General features: G+C 63.6%; 16 protein-coding genes. 8 read left to right on the top strand and 8 right to left on the bottom strand.

The features are described 5' to 3' along the window. Positions 1–405 precede the first annotated feature (405 nt). A complete protein-coding gene (locus tag ACU8YE_RS14485) occupies positions 406–1,908 on the top strand; it encodes a diguanylate cyclase (protein ID WP_446928994.1) in 1,503 nt (500 codons plus the stop codon). Positions 1,909–1,913: 5 nt separating this feature from the next. Here ACU8YE_RS14485 and ACU8YE_RS14480 read toward each other — a convergent pair whose 3' ends face one another. Further along, the gene (locus ACU8YE_RS14480) at positions 1,914–3,185 is read right to left on the bottom strand and encodes a hypothetical protein (RefSeq protein ID WP_446928993.1); all 1,272 of its coding nucleotides are present in this window, start codon (positions 3,183–3,185) and stop codon (positions 1,914–1,916) included. A gap of 551 nt (positions 3,186–3,736) precedes the next feature. Here ACU8YE_RS14480 and ACU8YE_RS14475 point away from each other — a divergent pair. After that, a complete protein-coding gene (locus ACU8YE_RS14475) occupies positions 3,737–4,654 on the top strand; it encodes a LysR family transcriptional regulator (protein WP_232042110.1) in 918 nt (305 codons plus the stop codon). 36 nt (positions 4,655–4,690) lie between these two features. Here the strand turns inward: ACU8YE_RS14475 and ACU8YE_RS14470 are convergent, their stop codons facing one another. The 3 genes from ACU8YE_RS14470 to ACU8YE_RS14460 form a co-directional block, all read right to left on the bottom strand. After that, on the bottom strand, positions 4,691–5,473 hold the full coding sequence (locus ACU8YE_RS14470) for a substrate-binding domain-containing protein (protein WP_446928992.1): 783 nt from the start codon (positions 5,471–5,473) through the stop codon (positions 4,691–4,693). 55 nt (positions 5,474–5,528) lie between these two features. Continuing rightward, on the bottom strand, positions 5,529–6,824 hold the full coding sequence (gene tcuC / locus ACU8YE_RS14465) for an MFS transporter (RefSeq protein WP_232042108.1): 1,296 nt from the start codon (positions 6,822–6,824) through the stop codon (positions 5,529–5,531). Positions 6,825–7,121: 297 nt separating this feature from the next. Further along, a complete protein-coding gene (locus ACU8YE_RS14460) occupies positions 7,122–8,708 on the bottom strand; it encodes an isocitrate lyase (protein WP_232042107.1) in 1,587 nt (528 codons plus the stop codon). 442 nt (positions 8,709–9,150) lie between these two features. On the opposite strand from ACU8YE_RS14460, the gene ACU8YE_RS14455 reads away from it, so the two are divergent. Further along, positions 9,151–10,395, top strand: a complete 1,245-nt coding sequence (locus tag ACU8YE_RS14455; RefSeq protein WP_446928991.1) for a saccharopine dehydrogenase family protein — start codon at positions 9,151–9,153, stop codon at positions 10,393–10,395. 30 nt (positions 10,396–10,425) lie between these two features. Here the strand turns inward: ACU8YE_RS14455 and ACU8YE_RS14450 are convergent, their stop codons facing one another. Then, entirely contained in the window at positions 10,426–11,475 is a 1,050-nt protein-coding gene (locus ACU8YE_RS14450; protein WP_260802967.1) for an AI-2E family transporter, read from the bottom strand. A 252-nt stretch (positions 11,476–11,727) separates the two neighbouring features. Between ACU8YE_RS14450 and ACU8YE_RS14445 the strand changes: the two genes are divergently transcribed. Together ACU8YE_RS14445 and ACU8YE_RS14440 are read left to right on the top strand one after the other, a co-directional pair. After that, positions 11,728–12,009 carry an antibiotic biosynthesis monooxygenase family protein gene (locus tag ACU8YE_RS14445; protein ID WP_004629803.1) on the top strand — a complete coding sequence of 94 codons (282 nt, stop codon included), beginning with the start codon at positions 11,728–11,730 and terminating at the stop codon, positions 12,007–12,009. A gap of 353 nt (positions 12,010–12,362) precedes the next feature. Beyond that, positions 12,363–14,120: a GGDEF domain-containing protein gene (locus ACU8YE_RS14440; protein ID WP_446928999.1), complete on the top strand. Its 1,758-nt coding sequence runs from the start codon at positions 12,363–12,365 to the stop codon at positions 14,118–14,120. A gap of 13 nt (positions 14,121–14,133) precedes the next feature. On the opposite strand, the gene ACU8YE_RS14435 is transcribed toward ACU8YE_RS14440, so the two are convergent. Continuing rightward, positions 14,134–14,946, bottom strand: coding sequence for a DUF6597 domain-containing transcriptional factor (locus ACU8YE_RS14435; protein ID WP_446928990.1), 813 nt, complete (start codon positions 14,944–14,946; stop codon positions 14,134–14,136). Between the two features lie 131 nt (positions 14,947–15,077). Here ACU8YE_RS14435 and ACU8YE_RS14430 point away from each other — a divergent pair, with 131 nt between their 5' ends. After that, positions 15,078–15,746: a glutathione S-transferase family protein gene (locus ACU8YE_RS14430; RefSeq protein WP_446928989.1), complete on the top strand. Its 669-nt coding sequence runs from the start codon at positions 15,078–15,080 to the stop codon at positions 15,744–15,746. A gap of 7 nt (positions 15,747–15,753) precedes the next feature. Here ACU8YE_RS14430 and ACU8YE_RS14425 read toward each other — a convergent pair whose 3' ends face one another. Further along, positions 15,754–17,556 carry a methyl-accepting chemotaxis protein gene (locus ACU8YE_RS14425; RefSeq protein ID WP_232042101.1) on the bottom strand — a complete coding sequence of 601 codons (1,803 nt, stop codon included), beginning with the start codon at positions 17,554–17,556 and terminating at the stop codon, positions 15,754–15,756. 232 nt (positions 17,557–17,788) lie between these two features. Here ACU8YE_RS14425 and ACU8YE_RS14420 point away from each other — a divergent pair, with 232 nt between their 5' ends. Together ACU8YE_RS14420 and fghA are read left to right on the top strand one after the other, a co-directional pair. Next, entirely contained in the window at positions 17,789–18,895 is a 1,107-nt protein-coding gene (locus ACU8YE_RS14420; protein ID WP_024976502.1) for an S-(hydroxymethyl)glutathione dehydrogenase/class III alcohol dehydrogenase, read from the top strand. 22 nt (positions 18,896–18,917) lie between these two features. Further along, the gene (gene fghA, locus ACU8YE_RS14415) at positions 18,918–19,781 is read left to right on the top strand and encodes an S-formylglutathione hydrolase (protein WP_414560241.1); all 864 of its coding nucleotides are present in this window, start codon (positions 18,918–18,920) and stop codon (positions 19,779–19,781) included. Between the two features lie 23 nt (positions 19,782–19,804). Here fghA and ACU8YE_RS14410 read toward each other — a convergent pair whose 3' ends face one another. Beyond that, complete coding sequence (locus tag ACU8YE_RS14410) at positions 19,805–20,299, bottom strand: hypothetical protein (RefSeq protein ID WP_316868410.1); 495 nt, start codon at positions 20,297–20,299, stop codon at positions 19,805–19,807. Positions 20,300–20,447 lie beyond the last annotated feature (148 nt).

Here is a 20,447-nt window from a genome sequence, read left to right as displayed (position 1 = left end):
CTCTGTCCAAGACCTGATTGACCGCCTCGACCTTGAATTCTTCGGTGTATCTCTGCGCACTCATCGCAACTCCTGTCTAACCTCTAGTTTGAGGCTCACAGGTGTCTACTGGCAGCGGGGCGATTCAGAGCGACGTAAGCGATGGCATGGTCCCGCAGGCCGGCGATGTCGAGCTCGTCTCGTGACTTCGCCACCGAGATCGCCGGTTGAGCCACCTACAGGCTTGGCGGCATCTCGGCCGAATAGGAAAGGCCCGCAATAAAAGCGGCTCGCCGGACTGCAGTTCTTCTGTCTTGTGCCGATTACCAGCGGTGACGGCGTGCCGCGCGCGCGCCCCAGACCGACCGCGGTCTGCCTTGTCGAAGAGGCAGACATGCGGCCGGTCGTTGCGCCCAAGACCACGACATGCCCCTTCGCCCCCTTGCCCGACGGCTGGCCACATCGGCAGGCCACCATCCTTTTATCGTTGGTGCGCTGGGAACGCTGCTGACGTTGATTGTCCTGGCAATCAGTGCGCTGACACTGTGGGCCAACCGCGAAACGGCCATCGAGCACGCTAACGAAACCTCGCGGAATGTCGCCGCCGTTCTGGCAAGCCACATCTCGCGCACCGTTGAATCGGCGGATCAGTCTCTGCTGATGCTGATTGCCGCGCTCAACAAGCCCGGCATCCGGCAACTCGATCCAGAGGTACAGCACGACCTGCTTTTCAGCCAGACGGCTTCCGCCCGATATGTCACCGGCATGGGCGTGACCGACGACAAGGGCCGGCTCGTTGACGGTTGCTGCTCCTCGACGCACCACTGGGATTTCAGCGATCGGGATTACTTCATCGTCCATCGCGACCACGCAAACCTTGGCCTCTACATCTCCGCCGTCTATAAGGCGCGCTCACGCGCAGGCGTGGAGGCCATTGCCCTGAGCCGAAGGATGAACCGAGCCGATGGGACGTTCGCGGGCACCGCGCTGGTGGCAATCGACCTCGATTACTTCAAGCAGCTTCTTGGGAAGCTCGATGTCGGGCCGCGTGGCATCACGGCCATTGTCCGCACCGACGGAACGCTGGTGGCGAGAAATCCGCCTCCCGGCGCAGCCCGCGCGCTCAATTTCAGCAAATCGCTGACATTCCCGCGCATGGTGAACCAGGAGTCCGGCTTCTACGTAGCACGGTCTGCCAGCGACGGCGTGCTGCGCCTCTATACATTCCAACGTGTGCCGGGCACACCCTTCATCGCCGTGGTGGCCCCGGCAATGAGCGATGCACTTGCACCCTGGCAACGGTTGTCGTGGATCGTCGGGTTGTCGTCGCTGTCGGTCAGCCTCGCCTTCTGCGCGGGCGTATGGCTGCTGGCTTTTGCACTGCGTGGGCGCGTGATGGCCGAAAGCCATCTGCGCGAGCTGACGCAAACCGACCCGCTGACCGGGCTGAAGAACAGGCGCGCACTGGATGTCGCACTGGAGAACGAATGGGACCGCCTGCAGCGCAATGACAGTCGCCTATCCGTGCTGTTTGTCGATGCCGATCACTTCAAACGCTACAACGACGAGCACGGGCATGCCCAGGGCGACTCCGCGCTCCAGGTCCTCGCCCACTGCATTTCCAAGCATGCGCGACGGCGCGGCGACCTCGCGGCCCGATACGGCGGTGAAGAGTTCGTGGTGTTGTTGCCCGATACGGACGCAGCCGGCGCCAGGCAAATCGCCGAAGCGATCCGTGCCGAAGTGGAAGGAACCCGCGCCGGCACCGGCAACACAGGCTTGGCCCCCTTCACGGTGAGCATCGGTTGCGCTACGGCGCGGCGCGCGAGCTTCGCGTCGCCGGACGCATTGACCAAGGCTGCGGACGATGCGCTCTACGAGGCCAAGCGCAAAGGCCGCAACCGCGTTGACTGTGCGACGGTTGCCTAGCCCGGTTATTGCAGCGTGGCCCCGCCCCCGCCCAGATACAGACCGAGCAGGCGCGCGAACTGGCCACCGTCGGTGTTGATCGTCGTCTGGTACGTACCGCCCGAGCCGAAGACGATGGCGAAGGTATGGCCGTCGCCGTATTCCTGCGTGTTGCGCAGCATGTAATCGACGCGGTTATCACGATAGTGCTGGTTGGTGCCACCCGGCGTGCTGGACGCCACACCCAGCGGCGTCTGCCACCAGAGAATCGGCAGCCCATTGCCCAATGCGGTCCGATAGTCCAGGTAGCTGCTTTGCGACTGGTGGAAATTCGGCGTGTTGATGTTGGCCTCGTCCCAGTAGAACGTGCCGCTGCGGCCCGTGCATTCAGCCACCGCGGCAACTTCCAGGCAGCCGGCGTCGCGGTCGCTGGTCTGCGCGACGATGAAGTCGGCCTGGTGCGCGGCCGCAGCACGCATTTCCCCCGCCACCGCAGTCGGCGATCCCGACCAGAACGCGGGCGGGAATCCGATCAGCGCCTTGGGTGCGATCTGGCGCGCCATCTGCACCAGGCACTGCCCGATGCCGGCGGCGGTGTTGGGCAGGCTGCTGCATTCGGGCTGGCTGTTCACCACCGCGGGCATCTGCGTGGGGTCATGGCTCGGTGCTTGCGCCCACACGTAGCCCCAGAAATCGGGCTCCAGGTTGACCAGCACGGGCGCGTTCAGGGCGGCGATGCGTTGATACATCAATCGCGCCTGGCTCCAGTACGTGTTCATGAACGTCGCATCGGTGATGCCGCTGAGGTTGCCGTCACCGTTCTGCGCCATCTGATAGAAGGTGAACATCGGCGTTGCGCCATAGGCCTGGGCGGCCTGCGCGCTGTACGTGATGTAGGCGCCGTCGGGGCTGTTCCAGTAGGGCCACGAGCCAGGCCCCGCACCCACGAGGTAGACATCGATGATGTCCGGCCGAATGCCCTGGCTTTGCATATCCGAAATCGACTGGCCCGAACCGAGGCCGACAAGCACGCGCGAAGGCTTGCCCAATTTCTGGACGAGGGCCGCGCTGGCCGACTGGGTCGATGTACTGCCGCCGGTGGTTCCACCGCCATTTCCGCCGGTCTGGCCGCCGGTGCTCCCTCCACTGGTGCCACCGCTGGTACCGCCTTGCGCCCCTGTGCCACTGCCCGTGCCGGTCGTGCTGCTGGCCTGCGTGCTATCGGATCCGCCACCACAGCCCGCTAGCGCAAACGCAATCGCTGCGACGGCAATCCATCGTTGAGAAAACACGGTCATCAAAAAATCCTTGAAAGAAAAGGTGCATCTGATTGCTGGGCCCCATCGGGCCCGTGGCAATCAACTCGCCATGAGTGACGCAATCTGGGCAGCGCTGAGCGCGTCGCGATAGATGCGGAGATCATCGACAAGGCCGTCGAACGTCGAAGTGTCGGCGCGAAATTTTCACCATGCTGCCCGTGGGGCAAGCCTCTTCCAACAGCGGTACCCCGGGGTACCTGCTTGTTGCTCACACACCCTCCCGACTTTCTTGTTGTCGTCAAACCGCGCGCAAGATTGCACGAACCGTGCCACACCCCCTACGAAAGAGGGGTGATGCGGTTTGGTGCGACATGTGACACGAAGCGTCAGCACATTTCAATGCATTGGCAGATTTGATGAGCTTTTTTGATAAAGCGCCGGGTCGCATGCCGGCCAACATTCGGGCACGGTCTCTTGCGCAAATGGGCGCATCACCGTGACCGCCGCATCGCTTCCGTCCTTGTCCGCCCCGTGTCACCCGGTGATAAATCGCGCAAAATGCTGCGCATCTGCGATGTGGAGGCAAGCCGGTGGGCATCAATTTCGATTTGACGGACTTGCAAGCCTTTCGGGCGGTGGTGGAGTTGGGCAACTTCCGAAAGGCCGCCGAGGCGATCAGCATTTCCCAGCCCGCGTTGAGCCGTCGGATCGACAAGCTCGAGAGCGCGCTGGGTGTGCCCTTGTTCGAACGCACCACGCGCAGCGTCACGCTCACCACCGTCGGGCGCGTGTTTGCCCGCAGTGCCGAACAATTGCTCGACGATCTGGACGTCGCCCTGCTCGGCATCCGCGACGTTTCATCGAGCCGCCTCGGGCACGTGACCATCGCATGCGTGCCGTCGGTGGCCTACTACTTTCTGCCGAACCTGATTGCGACCTACCACCGCCGCTTTCCGCGCATCAGGGTCAAGCTGCTGGATGCAAGCGCGAACGAAGTGCTCGGCGCCGTCATCAGCGGCGAGGCAGATTTTGGCGTGAGCTTCATGGGCAGCCAGGAGCCCGAGATCGAATTCAAGATGCTGCTGCAGGAGCGGTTTGTTGCAGCGTGCCGACGCGATCATCCGCTCGCCCGAAAGAAGCGCGTGACGTGGAACGAGCTTTACACGCACGAATACGTGTCAGTGGACAAGACGTCAGGCAACCGCCTGTTGCTGGACCAGGCGCTGTCAGCGGTGGCGCCGCGAGCGCCCAGCGTGTGCGAGACGCGGCACGTCACCACCATGCTGGGGTTGGTTGAAGCGGGGCTTGGCGTTGCCGCGGTGCCATCGATGGCCATGCCGGGGCGCGACCACCCGATTCTCACGAGCGTGCCGCTGGTGGAGCCGGTGGTGAACCGGCGCGTGGGGATTGTGAAGCGGCGCGGCCGGGCGCTCACACCGGCCGCCGAGGCGTTTCACCGGATGATCATTGAAGCGAAGCGTGGCGGCGTGACAGCAAGCAATGCATAGCCAGCGCCGCTTGACGTGCCACGCGGACGCGGTGCCTCAATGGGCAAGTACCGAATCGAGACCAGTCGATTTCACATCTACCTGCACACCGGGCGAAGCAAGATAGTCGAGAAGCGCCTTGGCTTCCTTTGGATGCTGCGCGCCAACGGGGATGCCCGCGGCAAAGCGCGTGACCGACTGCAGCGACTCCGGAATCTTGCCGACAAAGGTTGCGCCCTGCACCGGCAGCAACTCGCTCACTTGCTGAAAGCCGATTTCATAGTCGCCGGTGGCCACCACTGACGCCACCGGAATGCGCGGGATCATCTTCGCCTTCGCCTTGACCTGATCTTCAATGCCGAGCTTCTTGAACAGCTCGCGCTCGATATAGACGCCGCTTGCGCTGTCCGAGTAGGCAATCGACTTGGCATGCAGCAGCACTTGCTTGAGCCCCTCGGGGGAGCTGATGTCGGGCTTGGCCGCGCCTTCGCGCACGACCATGCCGATGCGCGAGTCGGCCAGTTCCACGCGTGAGTCCGGGATGATCTTGCCCTGCTTGATCAGATCGTCGAGCGCGTAGCCGACCATGATGACGGCGTCGGCAGGCTCACCGCGCGCAAGCCGGTTCGGAATGGCTTCGGGCGACTTGCCCATCGAGGGCCCAAGCGCGGTGTTGAGCGTGTTGCCCGTCTGCGATGCAAATTTCGGCCCGAGCACCTTGTAGGCGGCGGTAAAGCCACCGGAGCTCATGACGTGCAGCTCGGCCGCCTGCACGTGGGCCGCAACTGCGGAGGTTGCGACGAGCGCGGCTGCGCACAGTTTCAGAAACAGAGTCTTCATGGTGATGGTCATGCCAGGTCGTACGTGTTTGTGAATATGCGGAACGCGCTCTGCGTCAGTGGGCCGGAGCCAGCGCTACCGCGCGACGGCGATACAGCGTCAACGTCGCCAGGAGCGCGCACACGGCGGCAAAACTCATCCAGTAGCCGGGGGCGGCCTTGTCGCCCGTCATGTGGATGATGGCTGTCGAGATGGCGGGGGTAAAACCGCCAAACACTGCTGTTGCGAGGCTATAGGCCAGGGAGAAACCCGCAACGCGCACCTCCACGGGCATCACTTCCGTGAGCGCAACGACCATCGCACCGTTGTAGATGCCGTACATGAACGACAGCCACAGCAACACGAGCAGCATGTTCATGAAGCTCGGCGCATGCGCGAGGAACGAGAGCGCCGGATAGGCGGTGGCGATGGTCAGCACCGTCATGCTGATGAGCAGCGGGCGGCGGCCGATCCTGTCGGAGAGCACACCCCCAATCGGCAGCCACACGAAATTCGACACCCCCACACACAGCGTGACGAGCAGGCTGTCGGCCGTGCTCAGGTGCAAGACCGTTTTGCCGAACGTCGGCGCATAGACGGTAATGAGGTAGAAGCTCGTGGTGGTCATGGCGACGAGCATCATGCCGGCGATGACGACACCCCAGTTTTGCGCCAGCGTGCTGAATACGTCTTTCATGCTCGGGCGATGCTTGCGTGCCTTGAACTCCTGCGTTTCTTCAAGATTACGGCGCAGCACAAAGATGAACGGCACGATCATGCAACCGACGAAGAACGGCACGCGCCATCCCCATGCGGCGATGGCCGGTGCGCTCAGCCATTGGTTGAGCACAAACCCCAGGCCTGCCGCCACGACGATTGCGACCTGCTGGCTGGCCGACTGCCAGCTCGTGAAGAAACCCTTGCGGCCCGGCGTGGCCATCTCGGCCAGATACACCGATACGCCGCCCAACTCGGCACCCGCCGAGAAGCCCTGCAGGAGGCGCCCGAGCAACACGAGCGCAGGCGCCAGGAGGCCGATCGTGGCGTAGCCGGGAACGAACGCGATCAGCACGGTCCCGCTTGCCATGATGGACAGTGTGACGATCAAGCCCTTTCGGCGACCGACATCGTCAATGTACGCACCGAGCACGACGGCGCCCAGCGGCCGCATGAGGAAGCCGGCGCCAAAAACGGCGAAGGTCATCATCAGCGAGGCGAACTCACTCTGGGCGGGGAAGAAGACGTTGGCGATCTGCGTGGCGTAGAAGCCAAACAGGAAGAAGTCGAACTGCTCCAGGAAATTCCCGGCAGTGACGCGGAAGACCGCGGCGGCCTTTGATTGCCCGGTCGAAAGGCTGGACTGGGGGTGCATCGAGGTGTCTCCTGGAAGCCAAAAAAGAATACGCCGTCGAACGGCGCTTTGTCGTTTTGGCAATATTCACCGGGAGACCGACAAACGAGAAGTGCAATTTTCGGAAGGATTGATGTGCTTTGGTTATCAATCGTTTCTGGCCTGCGTCGCCACGTTTTCGCCGCGCAACTGGGGGGCCGCACTGCTGCAAGACGGGCTCAAGCAATTCACTGCGTCGGAACTGCAAAATAAAAAAACGCCAACCCGGAATGGGTTGGCGTTTTGCTTGGGGTATGACCGGATCAGTCGATCAATGAATCAGTGGAACTGGTTCATCGTGTTGTCCTTACCCGCAGCCTTCAGCGCTGCTTCGCCGCTGAAGTATTCCTTGTGGTCGTCGCCGATGTCCGAGCCCGACATGTTCTGGTGCTTGACGCAGGCGATGCCTTGGCGGATTTCCTTGCGCTGCACGCCAGCCACGTAACCGAGCATGCCCTGGTCGCCGAAGTATTCCTTGGCCAGGTTGTCGGTCGACAGCGCGGCGGTGTGGTACGTCGGCAGCGTGATCAGGTGGTGGAAGATGCCGGCTTCGCGCGATGCATCAGCCTGGAACGTGCGGATCTTCTCGTCGGCGAGCTTCGCCAGTTCGCTGTCGTCGTACTCGGCGCTCATCAGTTGGCCGCGCTCGTAGGCCGAGACGTCCTTGCCGGCTTCCTTCATGGCGTCATACACCTGCTGACGGAAGTTCAGCGTCCAGTTGAACGACGGGCTGTTGTTGTACACCAGCTTGGCGTTCGGGATGACCTTGCGGATTTCCTTGACCATGCCGCCGATCTGGCCGATGTGCGGTTTTTCGGTTTCGATCCACAGCAGGTCGGCGCCGTTTTGCAGCGAGGTGATGCAATCCAGCACGCAACGTGCTTCGCCCGTGCCGGCGCGGAACTGGAACAGGTTGCTCGGCAGGCGCTTCGGACGCAGCAGCTTGCCGTCGCGCTTGATGACGACGTCACCGTTGCCCAGTTGGTCGGCCGACAGTTCTTCGCAGTCGAGGAACGCGTTGTATTGGTCGCCCAGGTCGCCCGGCGTGTTCGTCACGGCGATCTGCTTGGTCAGGCCGGCGCCCAGCGAGTCGGTACGGGCGACGATGATGCCGTCGTCCACGCCCAGTTCCAGGAACGCGTAACGGATCGCGCGGATCTTGGCCAGGAAGTCTTCATGCGGCACAGTGACCTTGCCGTCCTGGTGGCCGCACTGCTTCTCGTCCGACACCTGGTTTTCGATCTGGATGCAGCAGGCACCCGCTTCGATGAACTGCTTGGCCAGCAGGTAGGTGGCTTCTGCGTTACCGAAACCGGCGTCGATGTCGGCAATGATGGGCACCACGTGCGTGACGTGGTTGTCGATCTTTTCCTGGATGGCGGCCTTGGCGGCTGCGTCCTTGGCGGCGTCCAGTTCGCGGAACAGGCCACCCAGTTCACGGGCGTCGGCCTGGCGCAGGAACGTATACAGCTCGCGGATCAGCGCGCTGACAGAAGTCTTCTCGTGCATCGATTGGTCCGGCAGCGGGCCGAACTCCGAGCGCAGTGCGGCGACCATCCAGCCCGACAGGTACAGGTAGCGGCGTTCGGTGCTCTTGAAGTGCTTCTTGATGGAAATCATCTTCTGCTGGCCGATGAAGCCGTGCCAGCAACCCAGGGACTGCGTGTACTTGGCCGGATCAGCATCGTAGGCGGCCATGTCGGCGCGCATGATCTTGGCGGTGTACTTGGCGATGTCCAGACCCGTCTTGAACTTGTTCTGGGCACGCATGCGCGCAGCGTACTCGGGGTTGATCGCGTTCCATGCGCTGCCGTAGGTTTCTTTCACACCGGCAACTGCCTTGATGTCGTCTTGATACTGGGCCATGTCAATTTCCTGGAAATAAAGCGCGTTTGAGAAGAATCGGTTGCGTGTGCAGCTACGGAGTTCGAAGCGAGCAGCGTGGATTTATTGTAGGTCGGCTTTGACGCGTCGCAGCAAGGTCTTATATAAGACATAAGACTTAGTTTCTCTTTATTTTTCAAAGAGATAGCAAACAAATTTTGCGATGCGGAACGTGTTTTCAGCAAACGGGACGGCGGTAACGAAGAATTTCGGGGCAAATTCCGCAATGTGAAACGGCCTTTCAGGTGCTGAAGTCCGGCAAATTCACCGGTGCAGCACCGAGCGACGCGCGTCAACCTGGAGCGGTGATACCCGCGCAGCCAGTTGCCGGGCGGGCTCGGCGCCCCCACTATGTGCTTGCCGCTCAACGATCGAAGTGGCGCAGCCCAGCGCCCTCATCCGCCCACAGCAAAAGGAAGACTCCATGCTCGCTCCGGACTACGACGTGGTCGTCTTTGGCGCCACCAGCTTTGTCGGCCAGATCCTGACCCGATATCTGGCTGAACATTTCTCGGGCGATGCGGAAACGCTGCGCTGGGCCATTGCCGGACGATCCGAAGCAAAGCTCCTGGAGGTCAAACGTTCACTGGGTGCAGCAGGAGAGTCGGTTCCGATCATCGTGGCGGATGCTGCCAACGAAGCCCAATTGCGCGTCCTGTGCGCGCAAACGCGGGTAGTGGTGTCCACGGTGGGCCCTTACGCGTTATACGGCGAGCCGTTGATCAAGGTCTGCGCCGAAAGCGGTACGGACTACTGCGACCTCACCGGCGAGACCCAATGGATCAGGCGCATGATCGACAAATATGAAGCGACGGCACAGCAATCGGGAGCACGCATCGTGCATTGCTGTGGCTTCGACTCGGTGCCATCGGACATGGGCGTCTACTTCCTGCAGCAACAAGCCATGCGGGAATGGGGTACGCCCGCCACGCAGGTGAAGTTGCGGGTCAAGACACTCAAGGGCGGCGCATCTGGCGGCACGGTGGCCAGCCTGATCAACGTCGTGCAAGAAGCCGCTGCCGACCCCGATTTGCGCAGGGAACTGGCCGACCCTTACTCCCTATGCCCCAAGGGCCACGGCTTCACGGCACGCCAGCGCTCAGTCCGGGGCGCGGCATTCGATGCCGATTTCGATGTGTGGATTGCGCCCTTCGTCATGGCGGCCATCAACGAGCGCGTGGTGCACCGCTCCAACGCCCTGTCCGGCAACGCCTATGGCAACCCATTCATCTACGACGAAGCGGTGATGACGGGGTCCGGCCTGAGCAGCCGTTTGAGGGCCGTGGCGGTGGTGGCGGGCCTGGGCGCCTTCATGCTGGGCATTGTCGTCAAGCCCGTGCGCATCGTGATGGAGCGCATTCTGTTGCCCAAACCCGGCGAAGGCCCCACGCCTGCAGCGCAACTGGCCGGCCGCTACGACCTGCGCCTCTTTGGCCGCACCGATCAAGGAAACACATTGCGCGTGAAGGTGACCGGGGATCGCGACCCCGGCTATGGCTCGACCGGCAAGATGCTGGGGCAGGCCGCCGCCAGCCTCGCGCTGGACCACGTAAAAGACGGCACCAAGACCGGGCGCCCGGGCGGCTTCTGGACGCCGGCCACGATGTTTGATGAGCGTTTCATCGAGCGCCTGACCCGCCATGCCGGTCTGCGCTTCGAGCGGATATAAGCGCGATGAAGCGCCCGCTCGGCCGAGGCATCAATCGTTCTGCCCGCGCGCAAAGATGTCCCAGCTGGCCATGAAGAGTGCGGCGACCAGCGGCCCGATCACGAAGCCGGTGATGCCGAACAGCTCCATTCCGCCCAGGGTGGAGATCAGCACGACCCAGTCGGGCATCTTGGTGTCCTTGCCGACCAGCAGCGGGCGCAGCAAGTTGTCGACAAGGCCGATCACGCCGCCGCAGAACGCAACGAGGATCACGCATTTCCAGATCGCGCCCACCATCAGGAAGTAGACCGCGACCGGAATCCACACGAGGCTCGCGCCAATCGCGGGCAGCAGCGACAGGAATGCCATCAACGCGCCCCACAGCACCACGCCGTCAATGCCGAGGAACCAGAAGATGAGCCCGCCAAGTGCGCCCTGCACCAGCGCAACGGCAATGTTGCCCTTCACGGTGGCGCGCACGACGGTGGTGAATTTGCTCAGCAGCAGGCGCTTGTGCTCTTCATCCATCGGCAGCGCGCGGCGCACACGGCGGCCGATCTCGGCGCCATCGCGCAGCAGGAAGAACACCATGTACAGCATCACGCCAAAGCCGACCACGAACTGGAACGTGTTCTGCCCGATGCTGAGCGCCTGCGTGGCGGCAAACTGGCTGATCTGCGCAGCGCCGTCGGCCAGCTTTTTCTGGATGCCTGGGATGTTGGTCAGGCCGGCTTTGGCAAGCAGTTGCTGCACCCATGTGGGCAGCGCATGAACCGCTTCGGAAAGGTACCGGGAATAATTCGGCTGCGCGCTCTGAATCTCCTGATAGGCAACACCGATTTCCTGCACGATGGTCGCCGTCACAAAGATCACGGGCAGGATCACGATCAGGATGATGAGGGCGAGCGTGGTGAGCGCAGCGAGATTGCGCCGCTTGCCCATCCGGGCGACCAGCGCGCGCTGCACGGGCTGGAACAGGATCGCGAGGATGACACCCCAGAACACCGCGCCAAAGAACGGCGAGAGGATCCAGCAGAGCCCGAGCGTGACGACGAACAGCAAGAGGTAGAAAAATTTCTGGTGGTCGTTTCCGCTATCCATGGGTTGCTTTCGCTTGAAGGTGACGTCTAAAAGGCCTGAGCAGGATCCAGGCCAAGCAATGAAATCCGAGTATGCCCGCGCAACCGCGGTTGTCATAGGGGCGGCCGGCGGTGCAGACAGGCTTACGAAGCCCGCCGAAGGCTGGCGCCCACGGTTGAACAACCCCGAAGCCGGCCGGGCTATGGCAACGGGCATTGCCAGCTATAGTCTCCTCACCCATCCAACCGAACGGAGCACAACGTGGTATTCGAAATGGCCCACATCGAAATTCTCGCCGGCAAGCAGCGCGAGTTTGAAGCCGCCGTCCAGCAAGCCCTGCCGCTATTTGCCCGCGCCAAGGGCTGCCACGGCGCCGAGTTGCACCACATCGTCGAGCGCGACACCAGCTACGTGCTGCTCGTGCGCTGGAACACCGTGGAAGACCATATGGTCGATTTTCGCGAGTCCGACGACTTCCAGGAATGGCGCAAGCTGGTAGGGCCGTTCTTCGCCAAGGCGCCGGAAGTCGTGCACTCGGAGGTGGCAGTCAAGTAATCGGCCCGCCCGAATCCATCGATCCTCCCCCCAAGGCACGAGATACGCGGCGTTCTCAGCTTGCACTCATCTCGTGCCTTGCCAGCGTTACGGCCTGACCGCCCAGCTCCTTTTTCTGCGCTCTGGCCTGAACATCTCGTAAGAATCCTTTTGCATTTGTTTGCAGTCCGCTCCCGCGGCGCGGGTTGAATGGCAGCGTAAAGAAGCCCCCGATGCTGCCGTTAGCCAGAGATGTGCACTGCGCGCGGCAATGAGCGCGGGCACCTGTGCCACCCGTTCGCAACAGCCTCCCGGCTCTGCCCAACCGCCCGCCAAGACGCTCAACCACTCCGTTCATGTCTTCTGAAACGTCGATGGACAGGCGCTTTGGCGCCAGCGTCGCCATCGTCCTCGTTCCCGTGTTGTCGTTATCGTGCTGGCTGCTGGGCTACGCGTGGCTGGCGTACGGCCGCGCCGACAATGCAGCCCGCAGCGTCCAGGCGCTGCGCATGACACTGCTGGCCATGGAGAAGGTTTCAGCCGAACGCGGCCCGACCAACGGCGTGCTGGGCGAAGACTTGCCGGTACCGGCCGAGCGCATCGCGGCCCTGCAACACATGCGCGCCGCCAGCGACAAACACATCGCCGAGTTACTCGACGCGTTGGGTCCGGAACATTGCCCAGGCTGCGAAGCCGACATCAAGGCAGCAGGCCGCGCCCAAACGCACTTGGCCGCGGCCCGCGCCAACATCGACCGGCTGACCGCCCTGCCCTTGCGCTCGCGCAGCAGCAGCGACCTGGCCGACGGCGTGAACCGCATGATCGCGGTGATCCCGGAATTCCTGCCCATCGTCAACGCACGCACGGCCAACATCACGCGCGGCGATCCTGACGTGCTCAATTGCCTGACGCTGGCGCGGCTGTCGGCCGATTTGCGTGAATACGCGGGCCAGCTCGGTTCGCGCTTTACCGGTGCGCTGGCCATGCACCGCATGCTCACATTTGAAGAGCAGCTTGCCATCGAACGCACGCAAGGCCGCATTGACCAGCTGCGCAGCATGATCGAGACCCGCGTGGGCGCGCAGGCGGCATTGAACCAGCACGCCGTCACCACGCTCGGCGCGCAATACTTCGGCGACGGGCTGCGCTACGTGGCCACCGTGCGTGAGAAGGCCAGCCAGCCCGGCGGCGTCGATATCACCCCTGCCGCATTTGCCGAGCGCTACGTGCCCACCATGCGCGCCATCACGGATTTCCGCGACATCGTGCTGGGCCTGGCGGTTGACGACATCCGCGAACATCGGCGCGCGATGCTGCTGGTGCTTATCGGCTCGGCGGCCGCCGTGGTGTCGGTGCTGGGCGCCCTGGCATGGATGACGATTTCGTTCCGCCGCAATGTGGTGGGGCCGTTTGTCAATGCCACGCGGCTGATCGACGGGATTGCGCGCGGCAACTTGAGCGTGCACATCCCGACCGGCTTCGCGCGACGCGAGATCCGCGCGATGTTCGAGGCGATCCGCGTGCTGCGCATCAACAGCATCGAGCGCCGCCGGCTGGAACTGGAGCGCGCGCACCTGATGCGGGAACTTGCGCGCATGGCCGAGACCGACCCGCTCACGCATCTGCTCAACCGCCGCGCCTTTGAAGACCGTGCCAGCGCGATGTGCAAATCGCCGCAGCCGGAAGCGCGGCTCATTGCGCTCATCATGTTCGACATCGACCACTTCAAGCGCATCAACGATACGTACGGCCATGCCGTGGGCGACGAAGCGCTGCGCACCGTTGCAAGCCTGTGCCGCGCCGAGGGCCCGTCCGCCGACATGGTGGCGCGCATCGGCGGCGAAGAATTCGCGGTGATGGTGTGGGCAGATAACCTCGCGCAGGCGCGCGCGGTGGCCGATCACCTCTGCCATCGCATTGCCGAGGTGACGGTGCCCACCGGCACCGATCTGCCCTGCCGCATGACGGCCAGCTTTGGCGTAGCGGCAGCACCTGCGGCCGATGGCCCCGAACTGGAGCCACTGCTGCGGCGTGCAGACCGATTGCTGTATGCCGCCAAACTGGCGGGGCGCAACTGCGTCATGACGGACCGCCCGCCTGCGTCGCCAGACGTGGCGCTCGCGGCGGATTGATGCGCCGGGCGCGCTAGGCCTGATTGGCGCGCCGATACTCCGCGGGCGCCTTACCGACAAGGCGGCGGAAGTCACGCGTGAAGTGGGCCTGGTCAAAGTAACCGAGCCCGTGCGCAAGCTCAGCCAGATCCACGTCCGCGCCGTTGGCAAGCTGGTCAGCCGCTTCATGCAAGCGGTATCGGCGGATCACCCACTTGGGCGTCACGCCAACATACTCCGAGAACAATTGCTGGAGCGTGCGTTCGCTTATGCCGGCGCGCTCGGCAAGGTCGCGCACCTGGGTCAGGCGTGCGTCCTGATGAAGCGACTGCAAGATGCTGTGGATACGCTCAACCTGCGGATCGGGCGGCGGCAGCACGCGTAGCAGCAGCCTTTCGGCGGCAGACACCATGCCGGCGTCGTCCCGTGCACCAAGCACAATCTCTTCTGCCTGCGCATCGCCAATGCCGAGCACATCGGAAACCGGCACGGTCTTGTCGGTCAGCAAACGCACCGGCTTGCCGAAGAACGCGCGAAACGCACCTGGCCGAAAGCGCAGGCCGATCACGCGGCCCGTCTCAGCCAATGTGGTTTCGAACGCGCCCGACACCACGCCAAAGACAGCGGTCTGCCGACGGTCGAACACCAGGTTGACGCACGGATACGGCAGCGTGCGCTGCGTATAGGGCGGCTGGCCGCGCAAGTCCCATTCGACAATCCAGTGGTGCTCGAGCACCCCGGCCAACGCAGCACTCGGCTCGTAACGGTTCAGGCGGAAGCGCTGGCGAAATGCCAGCGGATCGACCACACCCTTTGGCTTGGCGGCAACGTCACGTAGATCGGTCATGGAAGCGGCGGGGGGCGAAGACAATGCCGCGATGATGCACCGCCGCAGCGGATTTTTCCAAGACGCAGGCATGCCCCGCGCCTACAGTGACAGTCTTTCCTCACCCGTTTCCATCGCATACGGAGCCGACGATGCCCCAAGACCGCCACCTGATCCTTTACCACTCGCCGCGCAGCCGCTCGCGGGGCACGCGCATGCTGCTCGAAGAACTCGGTGCCGACTACGAGGTACACGCCTTCGACCTGACCACGGGCCAGCACAAGACGCCGGAGTTTCTCGCGATGAACCCACTAGGCAAGGTGCCGACGCTGCGTCACGGCGATGTGGTCGTCACCGAGCAGGTGGCGGTGTATCTCTATGCGGCAGAGCTGTATCCGGAAGCCGGGCTGTCGCCCGCGGTGGGCGACCCGCTGCGCGGCGCATATCTGCGCTGGATGGCGTTCTACGGTTCGTGCTTCGAGCCCGCTGTCGTCGACCATTCAATGGGCCGCCCGCCTGCCGCGTATTCGACCTCACCCTATGGCGACTTCGATACGGTCATTGCCGCGATCAACGCCCAGTTGGCCAAAGGGCCCTACTTCCTCGGCGAGCGCTTCACGGCGGCAGACGTGCTCTGGGGCGCCGCACTGGACTGGATCACGATGTTCAAGCTGATGCCCGAAACGCCCGTGGTGCGCGCGTATATCGACCGCGTCCTGGCACGGCCTGGGGTCAAGCGAGCCCGGGCAGCAGACCTCGCTCTGGCGGAAGAACAGGACCAGGCCAAAGCGGCCGCCGGCGCAGCCGCTCCCCAGGCCTGAGCCCGGTTCAGTGCGACAGGCGGAACTGCCCCACGGCCTCGTTGAGGTTGTGGGCCTGTTCCTCCAGCGATTCCGCAGCGGCCGCGGCCTGCTCGACCAGAGCCGCGTTCTGCTGCGTCACCTGGTCCATCTGGTTGACGGCCTGATTGACCTGCTCGATGCCGCTGCTCTGCTCTTCCGACGCTGACGAAATCTCGCCCATGATGTCGGTCACGCGCTTCACCGCATCGACGATCTCCGCCATCGTCACCCCGGCCTGATCAACCAGCGCCGTGCCGTTGCTCACACGATCCACCGAGTCGTGGATCAGCGCTTTGATTTCCTTCGCAGCGCCGGCCGAGCGCTGTGCCAGGCTGCGCACTTCGCTGGCCACCACGGCAAAGCCGCGGCCCTGCTCGCCGGCACGTGCGGCTTCCACCGCGGCATTCAGTGCCAGGATGTTGGTCTGGAACGCAATGCTTTCGATCACGCCGATGATGTCGGCGATCTTCTTGCTGCTCTCGTTGATGCCGCCCATGGTCTGAACAACCTGGCCGACCACGTTGCCGCCGCGCGTGGCAACGTCCGACGCCGTCACGGCAAGCTGGCTGGCTTGACGCGCGTTATCGGCGTTCTGCTTCACGATGCTCGTCAGTTCTTCCATGCTCGATGCGGTTTCTTCCAGCGAGCTGGCCTGCTCTTCCGTGCGCTGCGAGAGATCTGCGTTGCCGGCAGCAATTTCTTGCGCGGCCGAGCGCACCGAATCGCTGCCCAGGCGGATCTGCTGCATCACCGCCGTGAGCTTGTCGGCAAACGTATTGAACGAGCGGGCGATCTGCGCGACTTCGTCTTCGCCATCGGACGGCAGACGCTTGGTAAGGTCACCGCTGCCCGAGCCGATGTCGTCCATGGCATCGCGGATCATCGACAGGCGGCGGAACGCACGTGCCGTCATCGCACCGACGATGAGGGCGGCAACAATGGCCACACCCACCAGCGCGCCGATCGACGTCATCACCAGCGAGCGCATGCCGGCCGTGGCATCCGATTTGTCCAGCGCCACCACCAGGCCCCAGTCGGTGCCCTTCACGCCCTGGCGGTAGAGCAGCTTGGACGCGCCATCCACCGTGACTTCCACGGGCTTCTCCGCCTGCGCCAGCGATGCCAGCGTGGCTTCGTTCAGCCCTGCCGACAGATCGGTTGCCGGCTTGAGCGTGAGCTTGTCATTCGGGTGCGCGACGATCTTGCCGGCCGCATTGACCAGGAAGCCGAAGCTGGCCGGTGTCGGGTGAATGGCCTTGACGTTGGCGATCACGCTGTCCATCGCCACGTCACCGCCAATCACGCCCTTGAGCGTGCTGCCTTCCAGGATAGGCACCGCGAAAGTCACGACGAGTTGGCCAGTGCTGGCGCTCACGTACGGCGGCGTCACCACGGGCTTGCCGGCCTCCACCGCCTGCTTGTACCAGGGGCGCGCGGTCGGGTCATACGTGGGCGGAATGCCTTCAGGGTTGGAGAACTTGTACGACTTGTCGGGGTAGCCGACATAGACGTTGATGAAGCCGCCGGCCTTATGCACGGCCTTGAAAACCGGAATCGGATCAGCAGACACTGCCACGTCCTGCAGCGACACCATCATCTGCGTCTTGGACGCTACCCAGTCGTCGATACCGGCGATGTGGCCGCGTGCGACGGACTGCAGGTTCTGGCGGATGGACTCGTCGTTGTACGAACGCGTGACGAGATAGTTGAGGCCGCCAGCGAAGGTCAATGCGCCGACCACGATGGCAACACAAGTCAGCAAAATGCGGGTACGGATGGATGCAAGCACGGTATGGTTTCCTACTACGAGGCCCATGGCAGGGATTCCACCATGTAAGGCATGCGGCACACGACCCTGTCGGCCATGCCGTCGCACAAGAAACGGCCGTCATAAGGAAATCTGAAGTCTGATCTGCGTGACATGACTCTGCTATCACGTTGCCGGAGCAGGCAACGTTCTACAATCGCCCTCCCTACGCTGCCCACGTCGGGCAGGCCCCACTTCAAAAAAAGGAATGCGCATGAAAACCAAAGCCGCTATCGCCTGGAAAGCCGGTGCTCCGCTCACTGTCGAAGAGGTGGACTTGCAAGGACCGCGTGCCGGCGAGGTGCTGGTCGAGATCAAGGCGACGGGCATCTGCCATACCGATTACTACACGCTCTCGGGCGCTGACCCGGAAGGCATCTTCCCGGCGATCCTCGGCCATGAAGGCGCGGGTGTCGTGCTGGAGGTGGGCGCCGGCGTGACGTCGTTGAAAGCGGGCGATCACGTGATTCCGCTTTACACGCCGGAATGCCGCCAGTGCAAGTTCTGCCTCTCGCGCAAGACCAACCTGTGCCAGGCGATTCGCGCCACGCAGGGCAAGGGCCTGATGCCGGACGGCACGTCGCGCTTCTCGCTTGATGGCAAGCCGCTGTTCCACTATATGGGCACGTCAACGTTTGCCAATCACATCGTCGTGCCGGAAATTGCGCTGGCGAAGATCCGGCCCGACGCCCCGTTCGACAAGGTCTGCTACATCGGCTGCGGCGTGACCACGGGCGTGGGCGCGGTGGTGTACACAGCCAAGGTGGAACCCGGCGCCAACGTGGTGGTGTTCGGCCTGGGCGGCATCGGGCTGAACGTGATCCAGGGCGCGAAGATGGTCGGCGCCGACAAGATCATCGGCGTGGACCTGAACCCCGCGCGCGAGGCGATGGCACGCAAATTCGGCATGACGCACTTCATCAACCCGAACGATGTGGAGAACGTGGTCGACCACATCATTCAGCTGACTGATGGCGGCGCGGATTACTCGTTCGAGTGCATCGGCAACACGAAGGTCATGCGTCAGGCGCTGGAGTGCTGCCACAAGGGCTGGGGCCAGTCGATCATCATCGGCGTGGCCGAGGCCGGCGCGGAGATCAGCACGCGCCCGTTCCAGCTCGTCACCGGCCGCGAATGGAAAGGCTCGGCCTTCGGCGGCGCACGTGGCCGCACCGACGTGCCGAAGATCGTCGACTGGTACATGGAAGGCAAGCTCAACATCGACGACCTCATCACGCACAGGCTGCCGCTGGAGCGCATCAACGAAGGCTTCGAGCTGATGAAGCGCGGCGAGTCGATCCGTTCGGTCGTGCTGTATTGAACCTTGAGGATGGAGCCACGCGATGACGATCCCGGTACCGGAACTTGAACTCCTTTCGGAGCACGCCTGCTTTGGCGGCGTGCAGCGCTTCTATCGGCATGCCTCGACGGCAATCGGGCTGCCGATGCGCTTCTCGGTCTACCTGCCCCCGCAGACCCTGGCAGGCACGCGCTGCCCGGCACTCTTCTATCTGGCAGGCCTGACGTGTACGGAGGAGACGTTCGCCATCAAGGCCGGCGCGCAGCGCGTGGCGGCACGTGAAGGCCTCATCCTCATCGCGCCTGACACCAGCCCGCGCGATGCAAACATCCCCGGCGAAACCGATAGCTGGGATTTCGGCATCGCCGCCGGCTTCTACCTCGACGCCACGCAGGCACCGTGGCGCCAGCACTACCGCATGGAAAGCTACATTGCCGACGAGCTGCACCACATCGCGCGCGTGGCCTTTCCGGTGGCACCGGGACGCATCGGCATCTTTGGGCATTCGATGGGCGGCCATGGCGCGTTGACGCTGGCCTTGCGCCACCGGGAGCGCTTCGCTTCCGTCTCTGCGTTTGCGCCCATCGCGCATCCGTCCGTGTGCCCGTGGGGCATCAAGGCGTTCACCGGATATCTCGGGGACGATCGCGCCGCCTGGGCAGCCCACGACGCCACGCAGTTGATGCGGCAGGCATCGTGCCCGTTCCCCGGCGGCATCCTGATCGATCAAGGCGAGGCCGACAAATTTCTCGCCGAGCAGTTGTACCCCGATGACTTTGCCGCGGCGTGTGCTGCAGCCGGGCAACCGCTGCGACTGCGCCGCCACCCGGGATACGACCACGGCTACTACTTCATCGAGAGCTTCATCGAAGACCACCTGCTGCATCACGCAGCACAACTGCGCTAGCCGCAGGTAAGCGCGCGGCTGGGCTAGCGGCTGCCACCACCGGCACTGCCGCCCGCCGCTCCGCCGGCGCCTCCGGTACCCGCACCGCCACTGCCGCCGCCCGGGCCAGCAGCCCCACCGCCACTACCGCCGCCGGGCGCGCCCATCGACCCGCCGTTACCTGGGGCTCCTACGCCCATTCCACCCGAGCCGCCACCGGTCGCGCTGCCGGTCGCATCATTGGCACTCCCGCCGTAACCGCCGCTCGAGCGCGAGCGCATATTGCCGGAGTGCCCTTGCTTACCGGTGGCGTTGCGGTTGCGGGTGGCGTCCCGGCCGCTGTTGGCGGAATTGCTGTCGGCGGCGGCACCCCCCGTGCCCGTCGCAGTTGCGCCGGTGCCGGTGCCACCCGCTGGAGACATGCTGCTGCCGCCAGCCGTGCTATTGGATTGGGTTGCCCCCGTCTGGGCATACGCTGCGGCGGTACCGCCCGCCAGCGCCAGTGCGACGATTAAAGAAGAGGCACGGAGATACGTCATGAATTGCTCCTTTGAGGTTGAGAACGTGCCCCTTCCACGGGAGCAAGGCCCGTTCCGCCGTCACGCCATGTCATGTCGATCGTGCGGATTGGCGGGATATTTGCTTGTGACCGTGCGTCAAAATGCGGAGGTCCGCACTCAGCTATAC

Source organism: Ralstonia sp. VS2407 (genome assembly GCF_052950655.1).
Note: the sequence above shows the minus strand (reverse complement) of the source record. Positions and strands in the feature narration are given on the sequence as shown.

Bases quoted from the DNA above. Each gene is read 5' to 3' on its own strand.
- ACU8YE_RS14435 (WP_446928990.1), bottom strand. From the start codon at position 14,946: ATGACCGATCTACGTGACGTTGCCGCCAAGCCAAAGGGTGTGGTCGAT.
- ACU8YE_RS14455 (WP_446928991.1), top strand. From the start codon at position 9,151: ATGCTCGCTCCGGACTACGACGTGGTCGTCTTTGGCGCCACCAGCTTT.
- ACU8YE_RS14470 (WP_446928992.1), bottom strand. From the start codon at position 5,473: ATGAAGACTCTGTTTCTGAAACTGTGCGCAGCCGCGCTCGTCGCAACC.
- ACU8YE_RS14460 (WP_232042107.1), bottom strand. From the start codon at position 8,708: ATGGCCCAGTATCAAGACGACATCAAGGCAGTTGCCGGTGTGAAAGAA.
- ACU8YE_RS14420 (WP_024976502.1), top strand. From the start codon at position 17,789: ATGAAAACCAAAGCCGCTATCGCCTGGAAAGCCGGTGCTCCGCTCACT.
- tcuC (WP_232042108.1), bottom strand. From the start codon at position 6,824: ATGCACCCCCAGTCCAGCCTTTCGACCGGGCAATCAAAGGCCGCCGCG.
- ACU8YE_RS14440 (WP_446928999.1), top strand. From the start codon at position 12,363: ATGGACAGGCGCTTTGGCGCCAGCGTCGCCATCGTCCTCGTTCCCGTG.
- ACU8YE_RS14410 (WP_316868410.1), bottom strand. From the start codon at position 20,299: ATGACGTATCTCCGTGCCTCTTCTTTAATCGTCGCACTGGCGCTGGCG.
- ACU8YE_RS14485 (WP_446928994.1), top strand. From the start codon at position 406: ATGCCCCTTCGCCCCCTTGCCCGACGGCTGGCCACATCGGCAGGCCAC.
- ACU8YE_RS14480 (WP_446928993.1), bottom strand. From the start codon at position 3,185: ATGACCGTGTTTTCTCAACGATGGATTGCCGTCGCAGCGATTGCGTTT.
- ACU8YE_RS14430 (WP_446928989.1), top strand. From the start codon at position 15,078: ATGCCCCAAGACCGCCACCTGATCCTTTACCACTCGCCGCGCAGCCGC.
- ACU8YE_RS14450 (WP_260802967.1), bottom strand. From the start codon at position 11,475: ATGGATAGCGGAAACGACCACCAGAAATTTTTCTACCTCTTGCTGTTC.
- ACU8YE_RS14445 (WP_004629803.1), top strand. From the start codon at position 11,728: ATGGCCCACATCGAAATTCTCGCCGGCAAGCAGCGCGAGTTTGAAGCC.
- fghA (WP_414560241.1), top strand. From the start codon at position 18,918: ATGACGATCCCGGTACCGGAACTTGAACTCCTTTCGGAGCACGCCTGC.